Source organism: Candidatus Limnocylindrales bacterium (genome assembly GCA_035571835.1).
Lineage (GTDB): Bacteria > Desulfobacterota > Binatia > UBA1149 > CAITLU01 > DATNBU01.
Map to the genome: position 1 here is coordinate 1 of DATNBU010000003.1, position 21,051 is coordinate 21,051.

18 protein-coding genes are annotated in these 21,051 nt (G+C 63.7%); 16 read left to right on the forward strand and 2 right to left on the reverse strand.

Annotation, left to right across the window (positions count from 1 at the left end):
* The 13 genes from VN634_01405 to VN634_01465 form a co-directional block, all read left to right on the forward strand.
* On the forward strand, positions 1-333 hold a 333-nt coding region (locus VN634_01405; GenBank protein ID HXC49515.1), incomplete at its 5' end, for an elongation factor P.
* 773 nt (positions 334-1,106) lie between these two features.
* Positions 1,107-2,066: a diaminopimelate epimerase gene (gene dapF, locus VN634_01410; protein ID HXC49516.1), complete on the forward strand. Its 960-nt coding sequence runs from the start codon at positions 1,107-1,109 to the stop codon at positions 2,064-2,066.
* A 32-nt stretch (positions 2,067-2,098) separates the two neighbouring features.
* Complete coding sequence (gene dapA, locus VN634_01415) at positions 2,099-3,004, forward strand: 4-hydroxy-tetrahydrodipicolinate synthase (GenBank protein HXC49517.1); 906 nt, start codon at positions 2,099-2,101, stop codon at positions 3,002-3,004.
* Positions 3,001-3,840: a 4-hydroxy-tetrahydrodipicolinate reductase gene (gene dapB / locus VN634_01420; protein HXC49518.1), complete on the forward strand. Its 840-nt coding sequence runs from the start codon at positions 3,001-3,003 to the stop codon at positions 3,838-3,840. The genes dapA and dapB overlap by 4 nt, the downstream gene beginning before the upstream one ends.
* A 130-nt stretch (positions 3,841-3,970) precedes the next feature.
* Entirely contained in the window at positions 3,971-4,468 is a 498-nt protein-coding gene (gene folK, locus VN634_01425; GenBank protein HXC49519.1) for a 2-amino-4-hydroxy-6-hydroxymethyldihydropteridine diphosphokinase, read from the forward strand.
* Between the two features lie 23 nt (positions 4,469-4,491).
* Positions 4,492-5,136: a fructose-6-phosphate aldolase gene (gene fsa, locus VN634_01430; protein HXC49520.1), complete on the forward strand. Its 645-nt coding sequence runs from the start codon at positions 4,492-4,494 to the stop codon at positions 5,134-5,136.
* Positions 5,137-5,239: 103 nt separating this feature from the next.
* Positions 5,240-6,316, forward strand: a complete 1,077-nt coding sequence (locus VN634_01435) for a response regulator (protein ID HXC49521.1) — start codon at positions 5,240-5,242, stop codon at positions 6,314-6,316.
* Between the two features lie 106 nt (positions 6,317-6,422).
* Positions 6,423-7,061 carry a cob(I)yrinic acid a,c-diamide adenosyltransferase gene (locus VN634_01440; GenBank protein ID HXC49522.1) on the forward strand — a complete coding sequence of 213 codons (639 nt, stop codon included), beginning with the start codon at positions 6,423-6,425 and terminating at the stop codon, positions 7,059-7,061.
* 55 nt (positions 7,062-7,116) lie between these two features.
* Positions 7,117-7,815 carry an MBL fold metallo-hydrolase gene (locus VN634_01445; protein ID HXC49523.1) on the forward strand — a complete coding sequence of 233 codons (699 nt, stop codon included), beginning with the start codon at positions 7,117-7,119 and terminating at the stop codon, positions 7,813-7,815.
* 213 nt (positions 7,816-8,028) lie between these two features.
* Positions 8,029-10,263 carry a hypothetical protein gene (locus VN634_01450; protein HXC49524.1) on the forward strand — a complete coding sequence of 745 codons (2,235 nt, stop codon included), beginning with the start codon at positions 8,029-8,031 and terminating at the stop codon, positions 10,261-10,263.
* A gap of 1,369 nt (positions 10,264-11,632) precedes the next feature.
* Positions 11,633-12,499, forward strand: coding sequence for a hypothetical protein (locus VN634_01455; GenBank protein HXC49525.1), 867 nt, complete (start codon positions 11,633-11,635; stop codon positions 12,497-12,499).
* Positions 12,500-13,397: 898 nt separating this feature from the next.
* Positions 13,398-14,552: a hypothetical protein gene (locus VN634_01460; GenBank protein ID HXC49526.1), complete on the forward strand. Its 1,155-nt coding sequence runs from the start codon at positions 13,398-13,400 to the stop codon at positions 14,550-14,552.
* Positions 14,553-14,694: 142 nt separating this feature from the next.
* A complete protein-coding gene (locus tag VN634_01465) occupies positions 14,695-15,582 on the forward strand; it encodes a 3-hydroxyacyl-CoA dehydrogenase family protein (GenBank protein ID HXC49527.1) in 888 nt (295 codons plus the stop codon).
* An 83-nt stretch (positions 15,583-15,665) separates the two neighbouring features.
* Here the strand turns inward: VN634_01465 and VN634_01470 are convergent, their stop codons facing one another.
* Complete coding sequence (locus VN634_01470) at positions 15,666-16,601, reverse strand: ADP-ribosylglycohydrolase family protein (protein ID HXC49528.1); 936 nt, start codon at positions 16,599-16,601, stop codon at positions 15,666-15,668.
* A gap of 170 nt (positions 16,602-16,771) precedes the next feature.
* On the opposite strand from VN634_01470, the gene VN634_01475 reads away from it, so the two are divergent.
* Genes VN634_01475 through VN634_01485 form a run of 3 tightly spaced genes read left to right on the forward strand, consistent with a single transcriptional unit; the run spans position 16,772 to position 19,835 of the window.
* Positions 16,772-17,716 carry an NAD-dependent epimerase/dehydratase family protein gene (locus VN634_01475; GenBank protein HXC49529.1) on the forward strand — a complete coding sequence of 315 codons (945 nt, stop codon included), beginning with the start codon at positions 16,772-16,774 and terminating at the stop codon, positions 17,714-17,716.
* Between the two features lie 25 nt (positions 17,717-17,741).
* On the forward strand, positions 17,742-18,659 hold the full coding sequence (locus tag VN634_01480) for a lysophospholipid acyltransferase family protein (protein ID HXC49530.1): 918 nt from the start codon (positions 17,742-17,744) through the stop codon (positions 18,657-18,659).
* A 42-nt stretch (positions 18,660-18,701) separates the two neighbouring features.
* Positions 18,702-19,835 carry a HupE/UreJ family protein gene (locus tag VN634_01485; protein HXC49531.1) on the forward strand — a complete coding sequence of 378 codons (1,134 nt, stop codon included), beginning with the start codon at positions 18,702-18,704 and terminating at the stop codon, positions 19,833-19,835.
* A 1-nt stretch (position 19,836) separates the two neighbouring features.
* On the opposite strand, the gene VN634_01490 is transcribed toward VN634_01485, so the two are convergent.
* Positions 19,837-20,106, reverse strand: coding sequence for a GlsB/YeaQ/YmgE family stress response membrane protein (locus tag VN634_01490; GenBank protein ID HXC49532.1), 270 nt, complete (start codon positions 20,104-20,106; stop codon positions 19,837-19,839).
* Positions 20,107-21,051: the final 945 nt, after the last annotated feature.

The window sequence follows — 21,051 nt, forward strand, 5'->3', positions numbered from 1 at the left end:
GGCTTCCATTTCATGGATGTCGCCAGCTACGAACAGATCTGCATGAAGGCCGACGAGCTCGGCGACGGCGCCGGCTTTCTCAAGGAAGGCCTCGAAGACATTCGCTCGGTTGTGTTCAACGGCAAGGTCATCTCGATCGACCTGCCGAACACCGTCGTGCTGCGCGTGGTCGAGACGGCGCCGTCGTTCAAAGGCGCGACCGCCCAGGCGCAGACCAAACCGGCGCTGCTCGAGACCGGCATCAGCATCCAGGTGCCGGCCTACATGGAAGCCGACGAAGACATCGTCGTCGACACCCGCGACGCACGCTTCATCAGCCGCGCAAAGGGCTGAAGCGGAAGCTCAGGCCGCGCTGTTCGACCGACCGCCGGATACGATTCGGCCAAGGTCTCTTCGGGACACTCCGAGAGTCAGCAGTGACCGGATCAGAAGGTCGAGCGAAACCGCTTCGTCCCCGGCTTCCATTTTCGCGATCCTCGATTGACTGGAGCCCAGGCCCGCGGCGAGTCGCGTCTGCGTCATCGACTTGCGGGTGCGCGTCTTTTTCAAGGCATCCGCCAGTGCGAGCCGGAGATCCACGCAAATCTCCTCGACAGGCGACAGACCCAGGAACTCGCCGGCGTCGCCGACCTTCCAGCCTTTCGCCTGGAGTTTTTTTCGCCGTTCAGCGCGCACGAAGATAACTCAGGAGCCTGCGTCGGCAGTTCTCAATGACCCTCGCCGGCAGGGCGTCGGTTTTTTTGGAGAAGACTTCAAGTAGCACGATGGCATCCCTCTCGATTCGATAGACGATTCGCCATTCGACTCGTCCGTCGCTGATTCGCAGCTCGTGGCATCGCAACCCGACTATGGGAAGCGGCCGAGAGTGGGGAAGCGGCAGGCGCTCTCCAAGCTGAAGTCTGCGCAACAGCCGCCCGGCCTCCTGTCGAGCCGTCTTGGAGAACGGCGGAGTACGAACCTCATTCTGCAACCAGACGAGAGGTCTGGCCTCGGGTCGAAGGTATATCAGTTTCGACATATCGGCAAGTTCGTTCGCAGGCCGAGCATGTCGCTGCCGGTCGGTCATCCGCAATGACACAGGTGTCGTCATCTGCACGCCCGCGCCCTTGGCCTTCGCGCGCTTTCGCCGCTATATCTTCGCGGTCATGGCGTTCTCGTTCACCAAGCTTCACGGATGCGGCAACGACTACCTGTTCGTCGACTGCACGAACGGCAGCACATTGCCCGGTTCCGCGGAGATCCCGGCGATCACGCGATACGTGTCCGATCGCCACACCGGTGTCGGCAGCGACGGCGTGATCCTGATCTGTCCGGATGCTGCGGCCGACTTCCGCATGGAAATGTACAACGCCGATGGCAGCCGCGGCATCATGTGCGGCAACGGCATCCGCTCGCTCGCCAAGTACGTCTACGACCACGGACTGACGGCGAAGAAGAGCCTGCGCGTCGCAACCGACTGCGGCGTCAAGAAGCTCGACCTCGAGATCGAAGGCGGCCGCGTCTCGCGCGTGCGCGTCGAGATGGGTCAGGCGATCCTCGAAGGCCGCAAGATTCCGGTCGACGCCGACGGCGTCGTCATCAACGAACCTTTCGAAGCGGCCGGCCGCAGCTGGAACATCACCTGCGTGTCGATGGGCAATCCGCATTGCGTGACGTTCGACGTCGATCCCGACACGATCGAGATCGAGCGCATCGGCCCGAAGTTCGACTTTCATCCGTTCTTTCCCGAGCGCGTCAACACCGAGTTCGTGCGCGTCGACACGCCGACCGAGCTCACGATGCGGGTCTGGGAGCGCGGCTCCGGCGAAACCTTCGCATGCGGCACCGGCGCGTGTGCGGCGCTGGTTGCCGGCGTGCTGACGGGACGCACCGAGCGGCGCGGCATCGTGCATCTGCGCGGCGGCGATCTCGAAATCGAGTACCAGGACGACGGCAACGTCGTGATGACCGGACCGACCGTCGAAGTCTTCTCCGCCACCATTGAAATTCCGCCGGGCATCCAATCGACCTCAGCCTCTTCAAGATCCGCGCGCCCGGATGCCTTGAGACCGGGCCTTACGGCCTGACCGCGAAACGGCGAACCACAGGAGCCAGGACCATGTCCGTGATTTTCAAGGGAACGTTTACGGCGCTGGTGACGCCCTTCCGCGACGGCGAGATCGATGAAGGCGCGCTGCGCGCGCTGATCTCCGAACAGGCCTACGCCGGCGTCGACGGCATCGTGCCGTGCGGCAGCACCGGCGAGTCCGCTACGCTCAGCCACGACGAGCACGAGCGCGTGATCCGCATCTCGATCGACGAAGCGCGCGGGCGGCTCAAGGTGATCGCGGGCACCGGATCAAACAATACGCGCGAAGCGTGCCGGCTTACGCGCGCCGCGGCCGACATGGGCGCCGACGGCGTGCTGCTGATCAGCCCGTACTACAACAAGCCGACGCAGCACGGGCACATCGAGCATTTCAAGGCGATCGCAGCCGCAGCTCCCGACCTTCCGCAGATCGTCTACAACATCCCGGGACGCACCGGCATGAACATGACGCCGGAGACGATCGCGCGGCTGGCCGAAGTGAAGAACATCGTCGGCATCAAGGAAGCTTCCGGATCGGTCGACCAGTGGCTCCAGATCATGAGCCTTTGCGGCCCGGATTTCTGCATGCTCTCCGGTGACGACGGGGCAACGCTTCCGATCATGGCGCTCGGAGGCCACGGCGTGATCTCGGTGATGTCCAACCTGATTCCGGCGCGGTTCAAGGCGATGGTCGATGCGGCAGCAGCGGCCGACTTCCGCACCGCGCGCGGCATCCAGTACGAGATGCTGCCGCTGCTCCAGGTGCTGTTCCTCGAGATCAATCCGATTCCGGTCAAGTTTGCGCTCGCGATGATGGGCAAGATCCAGAACGAGCTGCGCCTTCCTTTGACGCCGCTGTCGCCGGCGCCTGCCGAACGACTGCTTGCGGCGCTGCGCGCGGACGGCCTCGTGGCCGGCGCTCGCGGAGCGGCATGAGCCCAGACCGTCCGATGGCGCCGACTCCGCTCATTGTGCTCGGTGCCGGCGGCCGCATGGGCCGTCGCATCATCGCGCTGGCCGATGCGGCGAGCGGTGCACGCATCGCAGCGGCCGTGGAAATCGCGGGCTCGCATCTGATCGGCAAGGACGCCGGCGAGCTGGCCGGAGTCGCGGCGCTCGGAGTTCCCGTTGTCACGGATTTCGACGAAGCCATCGCAGCCGCAGGCCCCGGTGCCGTCGCCGTCGACTTCACGGTGCCGGAAGCCGCGATGGATCACGCCCGCCACGCGGCGACGACGTCGACGCCGATCGTGATCGGCACCACCGGCCTATCACGCGAGCAGCGCGACGAGCTGCAGTCGCTGTCGAGCCGCACGGCGCTTCTCGTTTCGGCCAACATGAGCGTCGGCGTCAACGTGCTGCTCGGCCTGGTCGGCGAAGCGGTGCGCAAGCTCGGACCCGCCTTCGACATCGAGATCGTCGAGGTTCACCACAACAAGAAGAAGGACGCTCCGTCCGGCACCGCTCTGGCGCTCGCAGAAGCTGCCGCATCGGCAGCCGGGCTCGACCCGGCATCGTCATTGCGTCTGTCGCGCGAAGGCACGTCGGCCGAGCGGCGGCCGGGCGAGATCAGCGTGGTGGCGCTGCGCGGCGGCGACAACGTCGGTGAGCACACCGTGATGCTGCTCGGCACCGGCGAGCGCGTCGAGCTCGTGCACCGCGCGTCGTCGCGCGACTGCCTCGCCACCGGAGCGGTTCGCGCAGGCGCATGGCTCGGCGGCAAGCCGCCCGGCCTCTATTCGATGAAGGACGTCCTCGGCCTGCCGGCCTGAAACCCGGGCTGCTGCGAAAACCTGATCCGTACCCGTTTTCCCTCGACGCGAGGCCGGCGTGTCCGGGCGCACATCGGTTTTGTTGCGCCAACCCTGAGGCGGAGGCTATACGCGGAGCGGGGAACTCGGCGTGAGCCATACGGCCTACATCGGGATCGGCACCAATCTCGGCGACCGACTCAGGAACTACCGGGCTGCGGTCGAAAAGATCGCCGGCCTGAAGGACACCCGTGTGACCGGCAAATCGTCGATGTACGAGAGCGAGCCGCACGGAAAGGCCCGCAACTGGTTCCTGAACGGCGTCGTCGAGGTCGCGACCGAAATGGAAGCTCCGGCGCTATTGAAGGAGCTCCAGAAGATCGAGGTCGCGCTCGGCCGCAAGCGCGAGGCCGCCAAGGGCTCGGTTTCGCGCGAAATGGACCTCGACATCCTGCTTTTCGATCACGAAACCATCGACAGCCGCACGCTCAAGGTCCCGCATCCGGAGATCGGCAACCGCAAGTTCGTGCTGCTGCCGCTTGCCGAGCTCGCGCCGGCCTTCCTTCACCCTCTTTCCGGATCCACGGTCTCGAGCCTGCTCGCGACCACACCGGACCGGAAAAAGGTCATGCTCTACCGCCCGCGCTGAGCCGCCGGCAACGGACTCCCCGAATGCAGATTTTCATCGACAGCGCCGACATCGGCGAGATCCGCGAGGCTGCGGCCATGGGCGTCATCGACGGCGTGACCACCAACCCGTCGCTGGTCGCGAAAACCGGCCGGCGCTTCCAGGACGTGCTCGCCGACATCCTCGACGTCATCGACGGTCCGGTCAGCGCCGAGGTCGTCAGCACCGACGCGGCGGGCATGATTGCGGAGGGCAAAAAGCTCGCCGCGCTGCACCCGAACATCGTCGTCAAGGTTCCGATCGGCGCCGACGGGCTGAAGGCGGTGTGCGCGCTGACGGACGAGAATATCCGCGTCAACGTGACGCTCATTTTCCAGGCATCGCAGGCGCTGCTCGCGGCCAAGGCCGGAGCGGCCTACGTGAGCCCGTTCGTCGGCCGTCTCGATGACGTCTCCGAAGACGGCATGGCGCTGGTTTCGAGCCTCGTCGAGATTTTCGACAACTACGACTACGGCACCGAGATTCTCGTCGCGAGCATCCGCAGCCCGATGCATTTCGTGCAGTCGGCACGCATGGGCGCGGATGTTGCTACATGTCCGCTGCCGGTGATCCAGCAGCTTCTCAAGCACCCGCTCACCGATCTCGGACTCTCAAAATTCCTGTCCGACTGGAAGAACGTCCCGAAGTAGTCGTGTATCGACCGGACCACCCCATCCGCGTCTTGACTCGCTTCCCTCCCCCTTTACCATGGCCGATTAGCGGTTCCCGATAAGCCTCGGTACGCCGCTGCGATTGAGAGAGCTTCCGAAAGTCTATTTCGAACGCCTTCTGGAAACCTCGCCCGACATCGTCGTGGCCGTGGACCGCAAAGGCGTAGTCATTTTCTACAACGCCGGTGCCGAGGACTCGCTCGGTTACAACGCCAACGAGATCCTCGGAACTCCCGTCTCCCGCCTCTACCCCGACGAAGAAGAAGCCCGCCGCGTGATGCACGCGATGCGCGACGGCGAAGGCCAGATCAAAACCTTCGAGACCGAGTTCGTCGCCAAGGACGGACACCGCGTTCCGGTGGCGATCTCCGGCTCGATCATCCACGACGAGAAAGGCCGCGAGCAGGGGAGCATCGGCTTTGCCAAGGACATCCAGCGGCTGCGCGAGCACGACCAGCTGATCACGCTCGGACAGCTCGCTGTCAGCCTCGCGCACGAGGTCAACAATCCGCTCGAGGTGCTCGTCAACCAGGTCGAGCTGCTCGAGCGCTTCCTCAAGCAGAAGGCGTCGACCGAGGAATACATCCGCGAGCACGAGCGCGTCGAGGCGATCAAGCGCGAGCTCAGGCGCATCCAGTCGATCGTCGAGCGCGTCGGCGAGATGGCGGCCGACGGGTTCTATGCGTCGCGCGAGTACATGCCGGGGCGCCTGATGACCGACCTCGGCATGGACGCGGCGCCGGTGCAGGAAGAAGGCACCAACAACTGCGCGTGCGGCGCCGAGATCCGCGGCAAGACGATCCTGGTGGTCGACGACGATGCGGGTGTGCGGCAATCGATGGCGGAGATCCTCGGCGGCGAAGGCTGCAGGGTGCTGACGACGCCGTCGGGCCACGAGGCGCTCAAGTTCCTCGCGGGCGAGCGCGTCGACCTCGTGATCAGCGATGTGCAGATGCCCGACATGGACGGGTACGAGCTGTTCCGCTGCATCCGCAACTCGCACGAGAAGCTGCCGGTGGTGCTGATGACGGCGTACTATTACGACAAGGATCACGTCATCAAACGTTCGAAGGCCGACGGGCTGCGCGACGTGATCTTCAAGAAACCGATCGACCCCGCGCGCCTGCGCGAAATCGTCGAATCGCGCGCCGGCAACTGAAAATGCGAAATCGGGGACAGACACCGATTGCGCGGGACGCAATCAGTGTCTGTCCCCGATTTCGCGGTTTTTGTACCTGCCTGCGGTTTTGCAGTAAGAACTCTTCGTGACGATTCGTATTGACCGGGTTTATACGCGCACCGGGGACGACGGGCAGACCGGGCTCGTCGGCGGCAAGCGCGTGGCGAAGGACGATCTGCGCATCGCGTGCTACGGCGACGTGGACGAGCTCAACAGCGTGCTCGGCGTCGTGCGCAGCATTCTCGCGGCGGCGCCGTACGAAGGAACCGCGCATGCGGCGCGCATCGACGGCGTGCTCGCGTTCGTGCAGCAGGAGCTGTTCGACGTCGGCAGCGAGCTCGCGACGCCGCCGGAGTCCGAATACGAAGGAATGATCCGCGTCGGCGCGGATTCGATCGCGCGGCTCGAGGCATGGATGGACGAGCTGTCGGCCGATCTTCCCGAGCTCAAATCGTTCGTGCTGCCGGGCGGCGGGACGGCAGCGGCAATGCTTCACGTTGCGCGTACCGTGTGCCGCCGCAGCGAGCGCATCGTCACGACGCTCGTGCGCACCGAGTCCGCATCCGCGAATACCGCACGCTACCTCAACCGGCTGAGCGACCTGTTGTTCGTGCAGTCGCGCTGGATCGCGCTCGCGAGCGGACATAGCGAAGTGCTGTGGCAGCACGGCCTCGAGCCGCCGCCGGCCGGACGCGCGCAGCGCGGGCGCAAGAAGCCGGCCTGACCGGCACGCTGGGCAAAGGGGCCGCGCAAATCGCGCCCCCGAGTGGGATTTACAAATGAGTCAACAAGAAGCCGGAGCGGGCCAACTCTCGATCAAGCAGATCGAGCTCGGCCCGATGCAGAACTACGTCTACGTGATCGCCGATCGCGAGGCCCGCAAGGCCTACGTCGTTGATCCCGCCTGGGACATCGCCGGGCTTCTGGCGGAGCTGGACAAAGAAGATCTCGAGCTGGCCGGCGCGCTGGTGACGCATTACCACCCCGACCACATCGGCGGCGACTTCGCGGGCCACCACATCGAGGGCCTCACCGAGCTGCTCGCCCAGCGGCCGTGCAAGATCTACCTTCACAAGGCCGAGGCACCCTACGTGCAGAAGCAGCTGGGGCTGTCGCCGGCCGACTACGTGGCCGTCGACGGCGAGACGACGCTCGAAGTCGGCAGAATACCGATACGTTTGCTGCACACGCCGGGCCATACTCCCGGCTCGCAGTGCTTTCTCGTCGAAGGTCATCTTGTGTCCGGAGACACAATGTTCATCGGGTCATGCGGACGCGTGGATCTGCCGGGAAGCAATCCGAAAGACCTGTATTACAGCCTCAATCAGAAGCTGAAGCGGCTTCCCGACGAAACCATTTTATTGCCGGGTCACAACTACGCGCCGGATCGCACATCGACCATCGGACGCGAGAAACGCAGCAACCCCTTCCTGCGCTTCGAGACCGTCGAGGACTATCTACGGGCGATGGGTTACTAACGCGTTGCAGCAATCACACGTAAGCTCGCAAGGGTGCGACAAACGACTGTTTCGGACCGGCAAATTTGCCGGAAATGTCTTGACTGAACATCACAACGCGAACATAGGATGCGCCCACACTCGGCTCGGTCCTCGACGCTTCGGCAATGGGGAGGGGTTGGGGACTTTCACGGCTTCGCGCCTTATTCCATTCAGCCAGGAGGAGAACACTCAATGAACCTTAATTTTAAATCGCTGATTGCTGCGTCTGCGGTCGCAGCGGTTGTCTGCGCGGCAGGCAATGCGTCAGCAGGAGATTCGATCGAGAACGGCTGCGCCGCCGCGATCGGCAAGAACATCGCCAAGTACCAGGCGAGTGTCGCCAAGAACATCGTCGGCTGCACCAAGTCGAAAACCGGCGGCAAGCTGCTCGATTCTTCGATCGACTGCACCAGCACCACCGGCACGAATCCCGTGTCGGATCTCAAGGCCAAGATTCCGGGCGCTCGCCAGAAGGTCGTCGACGGAATCATAGGCAAGTGCATTGCGGGCAGTGAGAATGTCCTCGCCAACTACCCGACGTGCCCTTCGCCGTCGAACATCAACTACCCGGGCGGGGGCGGATCGACGATCACTACGGCCACGCAGCTCGCTAACTGCCTGATCGGTCTGTCGGACTCGTACGTGCAGCGCATGGCCCAGCAGGTCATCGGCAACGTGACGAACGCCGTGACCGGCCAGTCGTTCGCGACCACGTTCAACGTGGTGACGCCCGAAGAGCTCCGTGGCAGCGCTCTCGCGACTTGCCAGAACGCCATCGGCAAGGCGTTCTCGAAGGCCGTCAAGACCTACGGCGGCGTCTACACCAAGGCGCAGGCCGCGTATTCCAAGGCGGCCCCGACGACCGGCGCACAGCTGAACTACGGCGTTCGCACGAACGGCGACCTCGACGGCAAGGCTCTGGCGGCAATCAATGCCGTCGGCGCAGCGGTGTCCGCTTCGTGCGGCGCTGTTTTCGGTGGCGACCCGGTTAAACCGAACGCCGGTGCATGGCCCACGCTCCATACGTGCGGCCAGACCTCCGGGACGCAGGCTACATGCTCGGTGGACATCCTGAAAAAACAGCTCTCCGGCCTGACCGGAGCGATCTTCGAATTCCCGCACACGGGCTCGGCCCTGCGCTGCGCGTCGTTCGCAGACATCATCATCAACGCCGGCAACGAGTCGTTGATGACCAACTCACGCCTCGACTCCGGCTTCACCGGAGCGGGCCACAAGGTGGACATCATCGACCAGTCGACGGGCGGCGTCGCTCTGACCGGATGTGATGACAACTGCGCGAACTGCGACGTCGGCATCGACCCGACCAACGGCTACTGCCGCTGCGAAAACAACCCCAAGGTCGAGTGCGACGCGGTCCCGACCGCGGGCGGCGAGCAGACCGACGCAGACGACTGCGGCGGCACGCTCTGCCACTGCATGTTCGGCCCGCCGCTGCCCCTGTCGTCTGCCGGAACGCCGGTCTGTGTCGTGAACCGCTTCGCGCGGTCGTTCACGGGCGGAACCACGGCGGTCGGCTCGTACGACGTCGGCACGCGTACCAAGTCGCTCGTGTTCCTCGGCACCAGCGCGCTGCGCCCGTGCCCGACGTGCGAAGGCGACGGAAATCCGAGAGACGGCGTCAAGGCTGGTCTTTGCCGTTACGCGGACGAAGACCCCATCGGCGGCAACCCGGGTGATCCGTGTGACGTCGACGCGAGCCTGACCCTCGGCGGCATCGCGAACAACGTCAGCTTCGACTGCTTCCCGATCACGGCGAGCGCCGGAACGCTGAACCTCGGCCTGCAGTTCACCGACGGCACCAAGTCGCTGACGGCATCGGTCGGTGGCACGAACTGCGCAGCCGGCACCTGCCACTGCAGCGAGTGCAGCGCAGATCCGACGGTCGGTTGTGCAACCACGGCAGACTGCACGGCAGCCGGTCTCGGCGGAACGTGCGGCGTCAACCTCGGTGGCAACAACCCGCGGCAGAACTCCTGCACGGCGGGCATCGCCGATTGCACGGCCGACTCGAACAACCCGGGAATGGGCGCCTGCAACCAGATCGACAAGTTCTGCAACGGCGCAGTTCGTCCGGACGGCAGCGGCATCATCCCCTGCTCGAACGACGCGAGCTGCGACGCTTACTCGTCGATCTGCGACGGCGGCGCGTGCGGCACCTGCGAACAGGGCCTGCCGAAGTCGGCGCGTTCGTGCTTCCTGCCGACGATCTCGGCAACGGGTACGTCTGGAGTCTACGACAGCGAAGGCGTGTCGGTGTTCTGCTCGGCGGCAACGTCGAACGGCACCGTCAACTCGGCCGCCGGTCTTCCGGGCCCGGGTCGCGTCAAGCTGGATTTCAACTTCGACATCCTCTGCAGCGATCACAACACCACGTACGAGCTGCCTGGCGGCATGAACTGCCCGTAAGCAGCCTTTGACTTCCTGGTCCGGCGTCTCTCCTGAAGAGACGCCGGACCGGGAACCGAAAGCGGAAGGGCCCTCGCACCAACGGTGCGAGGGCCCTTCTTTTTTTAAGGTGGCAGCGGATGAGACCATCGGGAAGTCAGACTGGTGAATTCGGGACCGTTGTCCGTGATGATTCTCGGAAGGATGGCCGCGCTCGGCGATCACACGCTGGGACACGCACGACGCGCTGGCCAGGGAGCGACGTGTCGACCTCCATCGCCACGGCTTCTCTGGTGCATTCTTCGAGTACGGTCAGGGCCCGATACCAGCGTCCGCCGGCAACGTCACTTACGAAGTCCATGCTCCATCTCTACGTTCGGCCTCTTTGCCGCCCGACCCGGATCGCACCTCGCACGCGCCAGCCGCTTTCGTTTCCGCTTGCGCATCTGCAGGTTTTCTTCGCGATACACACGGCAAACCCGCTTGTGGTTGTCCGTCCAACCTTCGTGCTGCAGTCGGTCGAGTAGCCTCGGCCGCCAACTCGCGACGGCGGCTTCGCAGACCATCGTCGTCGAGGCCTCTCGTCTCGTGCTGAAACATCGTTCGCCACAGTCCGACCAGCCGACAGGCCGTCTTTCGGAGAAGCCGGCCGCGACGATAGTACCGCCCGTCGGGCGGAGCATTTCTACTTGCGAGCGTACTTCTGGAATCAGACGCTTTAATAGGGCTTACACCAGCTTTCCCGGCGCTGCTGGCATGTCCTCATCCACCCGAACTCCACGCCATCTCCTGTCTTCGACCAAGACTGGCCTGCGTGACGCCGCTCACGCAGGTAATCTCTGTCAATACACGCACCCCTAGCTGCGCAACTGAGGAGCTAATCGTTATCCAAACCGATGTCATCACGATTTAGGCGTGATCAGTGTGGCAAAGGCGACCGATCGGCTTTGCCCAGTTACAATGTCGTCGCTACTCGAACACACTCTTGGGCTCCCATACATTTTCATCGTTACGCAGATCGGGCGCGAAAAGCGCTTTTGTCTCACGCTCTCGTTGCAGCAAACTCGATCGCCTGGTGTACCTAACTACATTGCCGCCGCTCAACTGACATTCGCCAAGAATACCATTCGTAGCTTCGTCACCTCGCTAGCTGCGTGATGATGTAGCTACGGGATACGCAGATGATGTGACAGTGACGCGGCAACGCGCAACTTTCTTTTCATCAATGCTTTGACATCTGGTGCAACGGCGCGCTCACTCGCAGCTGCTGTCGGAATAGCCCGGCGCTCCAAAACCATCTTGGGAGGGATTAACCATGCATTGGTACGACCAACGACATACTCCCGTTCTGACTGCAGTCGACTTTTCGGCCCATTCAAAAGGAGAATCTATGAAACGTTTCTATCTCGCCCTCGCGTACTCGTTGCTTGCGACCACGGTCAGTCCAAACGCTGCCATGGCTGTGTGCTGCTACGTTGACGATCCGGGCCACGCCACCTGCATCACTTCTCCGATACAAAGCGCGACCCAAGCGAATGGAGGCGAGCTCGGAGGTAATGCCTGCAATCACACAATTGAAGGCAATAATTGTCACCTTCAAATTACGGAAACACCGGTACAAGTCGGTGGCGACTGTATCACTATTGGTCGCGGCGTTACCGTCGAAGGAAACGGGTACGAGGTGGAATGCGCGGCATCCTTCTGTTCAGGCCCGGCTGTCGAAATCACCAACAGCGGAGCAACGTCGGGAACGGCCACAATTGAGAACTTCAAAATCAGTGGATGCTGGTCTCAAGGCATTGAACATATCTCCCCGACCGTCGCATCGGCCGCAACGGACGTTGTCTTGGACTTCAGCACAAGGCGACCGCTCGGCGTCGCGTGCGCCTATCCGCACTATGGAATTACAGGAGTACGAAACATCACTCGCGCAGAAGTATTCAATGCGGATTGGGGCGTTGAGCTCACATCCCAAAATGGCGACCTGACCGACTCCTCCATTCACGACAACGTCTTTGGAGTCTACGTGGAGGCGACCGGCACGAAGCTAGTGAACTCGCTCGTTACTCAGAACGACTTCAACCTCACGCAGGGGGGCTCGAGCAAGACCGATCTCCAGGGGGCAGCAGTCCAACTAGCAGGGACCTGCCAATGCACGGTCAATAAAGCCTCGACTTGTGCGGGCATAACAATTGCAGATTGCACGACGTTCTCGGGGACGCGTGCCAGCTTCGACGACTTCGAAATTCTTTACTAAGGCCTCTGCCCGAACGTCCGGGGCTGTCGCATGAGTCGTCACAGCCCCGGACGAGTTCTGGAACGCTTCCGGTCGTCCTACTGTGAGTCTAAGCCACTTGTCGACTCACCAGCGCGCCTGTGGCCGCAGCCGCGGTCTGACCGAAATCACTCGCGATCGTTGAACTGACTCGCGCAGCCCGGCGCGAAAGGTATGTGATCGGAGCATCGTTCACATAACGATGCAAAAAACCCAGATTAGAGAAACAACAGGACAAGGCTGGACGCTTCGCAGGCCTTGAATGCTCAATCTCCTGTCGGCGTTTTGCATTGAATACTCAACAATTCGCGACAACCATGCGATCAGGAACGAAGGAATAAATATGTCGCATCGTGATCAACCGCCGCCGCCGCAACTAAACCAGATCGCCGTCTCGGCTGTTCGCCGGAAGCGTTGAGGGCGGACGCCGCTGCGCCGTCATCTTCTCGCTGGTCGTGCTCTGCAAGCGTCTCAGCATCAATCCCGCCGAATACTTGGCGCACATCATCGCCCGCATGCCGTCGCACTCACAACCGCACGTCGGCGAGCTCGTGCCACGGACCTTGGAAGGCACTGCGCGATCTGGCCGAGGCCCCGAGACAACCGGGCGCTTCTGAATCTGCCATTGGGATTGTTTGCGCGTCGGCCCATCCCGATGTCTTCGACTTAGGATCGAATCTGGCCCAACCAGATCACGCGCCCGCAAACGCCTGTCTTTTATAACTTTGCGGGGATCGGTTGTCTCCGAGCGTCGGTCACGTTACGAACCCCCGGCTTTTCGCCTCCCGGAAATGCCGGGCCGGACGCCGGCCTGTGCCCGTCAGAGGCCGGTGCCGGCAGCGGCCGTATGAAGCCCAAGCTCGAACACAGGAGACCGTGAATGACGATCAAGACCGACGCCTGGGTCCTGTACGCCGGCGAAAAAGGGGCCCCGCCCAAACCCGTCCAGCTCGTCCGTGAGCCGTTCGAATTCAGCGAGCCCGGCGCCGACGAAGCGCTGGTCTCGCCGCTTTTTGGCTGCATGGAAGGCAACATGGGCCACGCCGTCGAGCGCAAGCCCATCGACGTGCCGCTGTCGCGCGGAGAGGCGAAGATCGTCATCGGCAATGCCGGCGTCGTACGCGTCGACAAGGTCGGCTCGGCAGTCACCACCGTTCGCGAAGGCGACACCGCGATCGTCTTCTGCAACGGCATCCCGGACAAGTTCGGCTATCCCGAGCGCATCTGGGCCTACGATGCTCCGGGCACGATCGGCGTGCTCGCCAAGCAGACGCGGATGAACCAGAAGCAGCTCATCCCGATCCCGAAGAACACGCAGTTTCCGCTCGAGCAGTGGGCCGCGTTCTCGCTTCGCTACGTGACGGCGTGGTCCAACTGGGAGCTCGCGTACGGCACGCTCCGGCTTCTGCTGAATGAAAAAGAGCTTCCGCATCCGGAAGTGTGGGGATGGGGCGGCGGCGTCTCGCTCGGCGAGCTTGCCCTGGCCAAGCACTACGGCTGCAACGCCGCGCAGATCGCGTCGACCGACGAACGCCTGACCACGATCGAAAGCCTCGGCATCCGCCCCGTCGACCGCCGCGAGTTCCGCGACCTTTACTTCGACAAGAAGAAGTTCCGCGCCGACGAAGACTACACCGCCCGCTACACCGCGGCCGAGAACATCTTCACGAAGAAAGTCACCGAGATGACCGGCGGCAACATGGTCAACATCTTCATCGACTATGTCGGCGTGCCGGTGCTTCGCGCAACGCTCAAGGTACTCGCGCGCCAAGGCATCCTGACGACGGCCGGCTGGAAGGAAGGGATGATGATCGAGCTCGTGCGCGCCAGCGAGTGCATCGCGCGCCACCAGCACATCAACACGCATTACGCCCGCTACGAGCAGGGCCTTGCTGCCGTGGAGTTTGCCGAGAAGAACGGCTGGCTGCCGCCGCTCGACACGAAGGTCTACGACTACGACGAAATTCCGCAGCTCTTCGAAGACTACAAGAACGACAACGTAGGCTGGTTTCCGGTCTTTCGCGTCGGCGGCTGACGGCGACAGCCGCTCGGGCGGCAAATGAAGCGGTCGCCGGGCGACCGACTACAACGGTCGTGGCAGGCGACCCACACGACGGCCGAAACAGGCGGCCGATACAGCGGTCGCGGAAAGCGGCCGACAGAAGGAAATGGAAAACATGAGCATCGCGAAGATCGCAATTCTCGGCGGAGGCCAGATGGGCTCCGGCATCGCCCAGGTGGCCGCAGCGGCCGGCATCGACGTGACCATGATCAAGGCCACGCCGGGCCCCGTCGACAAGGCACGGAGCGCGATCGAAAAAGAGCTCGCCAAGACCGTCGAGCGCGGCAAGCTCGAGCAGGCGGCGATGGACGCGACGATGGCGCGCCTTCACTTCACCGACAAGCTCGAAGCGGTTTCCGACTGCGACCTGTTCCTCGAGTCGATCGTCGAGGACCTCGCCGTCAAGCGCGCCAAGTTTGCCGAGGTCGACAAGCTCGCGAAGCCGTCGTGCATCCTTGCGAGCAACACGTCCACGCTGTCGATCAGCGCGATGCAGGAAGCCACCAAGCGCAGCGAGCGCTTCATCGGCCTGCACTTCTTCAACCCGGCCACGATGATGAAGCTGGTCGAGGTCATCCCGACGTCGACGACCGACAATGCGGTCACCGCGGCGGCGCTCGGATTCGTCGAAAAGATCGGCAAGTCGCCGGTGCTCGTCAAGGACGAGACCGGGTTCATCGTGAACCGGCTGCTCACGCCGTACATGCTCGACGCGATTCGCTGTCTCGAAGCGGGCCTTGCCGACATCTCCGGCATCGACACCGCGATGCAGCTCGGCGCCAACCATCCGATGGGACCGCTCGCGCTCGCCGACTACATCGGCCTCGATATCGTGCTGGCGATGTCGGAGAACCTCTACTCGACGTTCAAGCAGGAATACATGGCGCCGACGCCGCTGCTGCGGCACCTGGTCGCCGAAGGTCTTCTCGGCCGCAAGACCAAGCTCGGCTTCTACGACTACTCGCAGCGCCCGCCTGCCGCGAACAAGGCGCTCGAGCGGTAACGAGCCGGCGGCACTCGCCCGGAAAAGGGGACAGGTACAATTACGCGTGCGTAATTGTACCTGTCCCCTTTTTCTTTTCCCTTTTATCTCGCGGCGGCGGCGAGCGTTGTGGCGAGCTTGCGGATCGCAGGCGCGCTGATCTCGCCGGCCTCCAGGCCTTCGATCCATCTGGGAGGAATCTCGTCGGTGCCGAGATGTGCGCCGGAAAGCGCGAGCGTCATTGCGGCGATCGCGCTCGCGTTGCCTCCGAGACGCAGCGCCGCAGCCGCGGCGTCGGCAAAGCTCGAAGCATTGTCGGCGAAACAGAGCAGCGCGGTCACCACCGAGCCGAGCGCCGTCTGGTTGTTGCCGAGCCGGTCGGCGACGATCGCCGGATCCGGGCGGCGGCCCGCCAGCGACGCGGCCATCTCGAGGTGCGAGCGGTATTCGCGGATCTGCACGTCCCCGGCAATGGTCTCGAAGAAACTGTGCGCCGAAAACTCCCCGCCGCGCGAGTCGAGCGCGATCGCGACGCCGAGCGCGAGCACGACCGCGCCTTCGACGGCATGCGCATGCGTGTGCGTGACGCCGGCGGCCTCTTCCGCAATCCATCGCAGCGTCGCGACGTCGCCTTCGTGCACGAGCCCGACGGGCGCGCTGCGAGCTGCAGCCGCGTTTCCGTAGCAGCCGCGTCCGGCATGCGCGGCGCCGGCTTCCTGCCACGAAACCCCGGCCTTCAGGCGCGACAGCGCGAGCATCGTGCCTTGGCCGTATCCGCGCACGTCGTGCGAGCGGGCCACGAGGCGGGCGGCAAAATCTTCTCCGTCGAAATCCGGCGCGACGGCAAGCGACTCGGCAAGCGCGACGGTCATCTCGGTGGTCGACCCGTACGCGCCGGGGCTGAGCGCATACAGGTCCGAAACTGCGGGATAGCGGTGCGACACCAGTTTGGTCGACGCGTTCTCGACGAGCGATCCGAGGCTGTCGCCGATCATCGCGCCGAGAAGGCAGCCTTCGAAGTGCGCGGCAGCAGAAGACATCGTAAAGGGAAGCGGCGGTCGTCAGGAAGGTCGCGAGCGCTGCGGATGCATGATGACAGAGCATCGCGCGCGGCCAAACGTTCCGGCCGCAACATCGGCATCACGCCGCGTGTCTGTTCGATGCGGCTGTTTTGCCTCGCTGCCGCTTTTGCCGTAATCCCGTGGCTCCCGTGCGCAAGCTTCTGATCACCGGCATCTCGGGCGGCCAGGGCCGCCTGGTCGCGAAAATGGCGATGCGTTCGCGCCCGGACGCCGAGGCATGGACGGTCTCGGGCGTGGATCGCGCCAAGTGGCCGAGTGCACCCGAGGGCGTCGCCGTGCACCAGATCGACATGCGCAAGCGCCGCTTCGAGGACGTCTTCCGCACCGACAAGCCCGATGCCGTCGTGCATCTCGCGTTCGTGCGTCACTTCCAGTCCGACTCGGCGGTGCGGCACGAGATCAACGTCGAAGGCACGCGGCGCGTGCTCGAGCACTGCGCGGAGTACGGGGTCAAGCAGGTCGTCGTGGTGTCGAGCGCGTACGTGTACGGCTCGCTTCCGAGCAACGAGCGCTACATGACCGAAGACCATCCGCTCAACGCATCGCGAAATTTCCCGGAGATCCGCGACCTGTGCGAGGTCGAGGGAATGGTCGGCGCGTTCCTGTGGCGCTACCCGGAAATCTCGACGTGCGTGCTGCGGCCGGTCAACACGCTCGGCCACTCGGTGCACAACGCGATCGGCCGCTACATGAAGCTCGCGATCGTGCCGACCATCATGGGCTTCAACCCGATGATGCAGTTCATTCACGAAGAAGATGTCGCCGAGGCCGTGCTCATCGCGCTCGAGAAGAAAGCCCGCGGCATCTTCAACGTCGCCGGCCCCGGCGCCGTGCCGCTCAAGCGCGCGCTCAAGGAAATGGGCCGCCAGCGCCTGTCGATTCCGGATCCGGTCGCGCATCTGCTGATTCGCACGCTGTTCAACCTGAACATCTACGAGTTCCCGTCGGGCGCGATCGACTTCATCAAATACCCGTGTACGGTCAGCGACCTGCGCTTTCGCAGCGCGACCGGATTCCGTCCCCGCCATACGCTCGCGGAGATCTTCGCGACGATGGCGATCTCGCCGTCGTGACGATCTGGGACATCCGGCGCGCGTGATGATGGACCTTAGAGCGATGATCGGCAGCATTCTCGACTTCCTTTCGACGACGGCCGAGAGCGTGGCAGACGTGGCATCGGCCGCGCCGCGCCTGCTGTCGAGCATCGGCGCCGAAGTCGACGAGAAGGTCGACCGCATTCCGGCCGAGCTCAACGAATACGGCTACGACCCGTGGGGCTACAGCCCGAAGGCGCTCAAGCGCTTCATCCTGCCGGCGGCGGTTCTTTACCGTTACTACTTCCGCTGCCGCACGACCGGGCTCGAGAATCTTCCCGCGGGCCGCGCGCTGATCATCGGCAACCACGCCGGACAGATGGCGTTCGACGGACTGATGATCACGACCGCATGCATCCTCGAAGCGAACCCGCCGAGGCTGCTGCGCGGGATGGGTGAGTACTGGCTCGGCACGCTTCCATACATGAGCGTGCTGCTCGACCGCACCGGAAGCGCCGTCGGGACGCGCCAGACGTGCATCGACATGCTTCGTCACGGCGAATGCGTGATGGCCTTTCCCGAAGGCGTGCGCGGCATGAACAAGATCTATGCCGACGCGTACAAGTTGCAGGAGTTCGGGCTCGGCTTCATGCGCCTCGCGCTCGAGACCGACACGCCGATCATCCCCGTCTCGATCGTAGGCTCGGAGGAACAGAATCCGGGGATTGCCGATCTCAAAGGCGTCGGCCGCTGGCTCGGCATGCCGTCGTTCCCGGTCACGCTCACGTTCCCGCTGCTCGGCCCGTTCGGCATGTTGCCGCTGCCGGTTCGCTACCACATCGAATTCGGCAAGCCGATGCGCTTCGAAGGCCACGCCGAGGACGAAGACGACGTCATCGAGGAAAAAGTCGAGCAGGTGAAGGCCGCGATCAGCGAACAGCTCGAACGCGGGCGCGCCGCGCGAAAGAGCGTGTTCTTCTGAGAGCGCGGATGAGACTCGCGTGAACCGGGCCAGGAGATTCGCGTGAACGCGGTGAACACGCGTGTGAAACTCGCGCTGGCGTCGCTTCTGGGCGCGCTCGCGATCTCAACGGTCGCGCACGCGCATCTCGGCAACATCAGCTACGCCGATTTCACCGTCCGCGGCCGCGGCGTGCTCGTCGAATTCAAGTACGCGTCGCACCTGACTCCGGGACTTCCGCTGCGCGCGACCAACCCGACCCGCGCCGAGCTGCTGGCGCACGAAACCGACATCAGCAACTGGATTGCCGACACGACGCGCGTCGACTCGTCGTCCGGCCAGCCGTGCCGCTTCGAGCTCGACAACGTGGTCGGACCCGACCGCAACCAGGACCTCGACGTGATCGGTGTCTGGACGTGCGAAGGCGACGACATCAAGGGCCTGCGCATCGACTTCCATCCGCTCGCGCTGCTGCTCGACGACTGGCAGACGATCGCGTCGATGAAGCTCGCCGGGCAGAACTACAGCACCGTCTTCACGCCGGGCGCGACCACGTGGCAGGTCGGCGAGACAGTCGCGTCTTCACCGGCTTCCCGGCAGAGCAGCGCAGTGTCCGAGCCTGCTACGGAAAGCAGCTCGGCGTTTGCGCGCTTCTTCCGGCTCGGCGTCTGGCACATCTGGACCGGCTACGACCATCTGCTGTTTCTTCTCGCCGTGCTTCTGGCGGGAGGCGGCATTGCGAGAATTGCCGGCATCGTCACATCGTTCACCGTCGCGCACAGCATCACGCTCGGCGCGGCGGCGACCGGCCTCGTGCGGCTTCCGGTCGCTCCGGTGGAAGCGGCGATCGCGGTCAGCATCGTGTTCGTTGCGGTGGAGAATCTGCTCGAGCGCGGCGCGGATCGCCGCGCGCTCGTCACGTTCTTCTTCGGGCTCATCCACGGATTCGGCTTTGCGAGCGTGCTCGCCGGGGCCGCGCTTCCGGCGGGCGGCATCCTCGTGCCGCTGCTGGCGTTCAATCTCGGTGTCGAAGCCGGTCAGCTCGTGGTCGTGGCGGCCGTGGTTCCGCTGCTGAGCGTTGCGCTGCGCAGCAGCTACGGGCGAACGGTCAAGCGCGTGCTTTCGGCACTGATCGCGATCGCCGGTGCGGTCTGGGCCATCGAGCGCATCGCCGCGATCTTTGCCGCGGCCACCTGATCTATCGGACCGCAGTGCGGTCCTGCGATGCCAGGCCGAAGACGAACAGCACCAGCAGCGCACCGCCCACGGCGATCGCCATGCTGCGAAGGTCGAATCCGGTGATCTCGCCAAACCCGAGCAGACGAGCGCCGACGAACCCACCGATGAGCGCCCCGGCCACACCAAGCAGAGTCGTACGAAAGAAACCGCCTCCCTGATGTCCGGGCATGATGAGCTTGGCGAGCGCGCCGGAGATCAGGCCGAGAAAAATCCACGCAAATAGTCCCATGGCGACAAGCCCTCCTGATTGAGTCCTGGAAGACTACTCCGACTCGCCGTGCAGGAGAATGCGTCTGTGAGGAAAGTCGCCCTGATCGGGTCTAGCGGCGCGCCTGCTCGTAGAGGAACTCCGGCGCCAGATCGTGGGTCCCTGTTTCGGGGTGTTTGATCAAACGGGCTCCGTCAGATTGGCGGCAGCATCATCGTCAGGAACTTCAACCTGAGTTACTCCTCGTCGAAATACCGTAGGTCACGGGCGCCGGAGAATCCTGTAGCTGGTTCCCGTCAAGCGATTCATGGACACCGGCTCGTATTGCGGCCGCGACCGACGATGGGCTTGTTGTTGCGATGCGCAGCACCGCCAGCGCGCGATGTTCTGCTGCACGAACATTCCGCGGGGAATGTGATCCAGGTTTCGTCCGATGCATCAGCGCTCAGAGTGATCGGTGGCTTGAGAACATGCACGAGGGTGGGCGATGGCGACGGGTCCGAGGGTTTGTCGGATAGTACGCGCGCAGCGTCGACTCGGATACGTGCGGCGTCGGGCTCGGATACGCAGCCGGCTATCGGGTCTGAGAAGTTCGTAGAAAAACACGCGCCGCGTCGGACGCGGATCACGGCCGGCTATGACACTTTTGTTATGGAAGCGTCGACGCGATGTCGATTTCGCTTGACGCGATATTTGACCGCTTGAGATAGCCTGCAGCGAAGCGAAACAGAGCGCACCGCTTTTCTCGCCGACTTCACGCGTTTCGCTGCTCCGAACTTGCGGCTTGTCGCGACAGGCACATGTCTCTGAGCGGTCGCAACCTTGCGGCGAACGACGCCTGAAAAACCCGTGTTACAAGCGTCGTCATGACGACATTCGACAGCATTGCAAAGCTCTCCGAAAAGGAACTGCTCGATCACTTCGAGTGCCTCGTCGCCCGCGATCGTCGTACGACTGCGGCGCTTC

Bases quoted from the DNA above. Each gene is read 5' to 3' on its own strand.
- VN634_01490 (HXC49532.1), bottom strand. From the start codon at position 20,106: ATGGGACTATTTGCGTGGATTTTTCTCGGCCTGATCTCCGGCGCGCTC.
- dapB (HXC49518.1), top strand. From the start codon at position 3,001: ATGAGCCCAGACCGTCCGATGGCGCCGACTCCGCTCATTGTGCTCGGT.
- fsa (HXC49520.1), top strand. From the start codon at position 4,492: ATGCAGATTTTCATCGACAGCGCCGACATCGGCGAGATCCGCGAGGCT.
- VN634_01455 (HXC49525.1), top strand. From the start codon at position 11,633: ATGAAACGTTTCTATCTCGCCCTCGCGTACTCGTTGCTTGCGACCACG.
- VN634_01480 (HXC49530.1), top strand. From the start codon at position 17,742: ATGATGGACCTTAGAGCGATGATCGGCAGCATTCTCGACTTCCTTTCG.
- VN634_01465 (HXC49527.1), top strand. From the start codon at position 14,695: ATGAGCATCGCGAAGATCGCAATTCTCGGCGGAGGCCAGATGGGCTCC.
- VN634_01460 (HXC49526.1), top strand. From the start codon at position 13,398: ATGACGATCAAGACCGACGCCTGGGTCCTGTACGCCGGCGAAAAAGGG.
- VN634_01450 (HXC49524.1), top strand. From the start codon at position 8,029: ATGAACCTTAATTTTAAATCGCTGATTGCTGCGTCTGCGGTCGCAGCG.
- dapA (HXC49517.1), top strand. From the start codon at position 2,099: ATGTCCGTGATTTTCAAGGGAACGTTTACGGCGCTGGTGACGCCCTTC.
- VN634_01445 (HXC49523.1), top strand. From the start codon at position 7,117: ATGAGTCAACAAGAAGCCGGAGCGGGCCAACTCTCGATCAAGCAGATC.
- VN634_01470 (HXC49528.1), bottom strand. From the start codon at position 16,601: ATGTCTTCTGCTGCCGCGCACTTCGAAGGCTGCCTTCTCGGCGCGATG.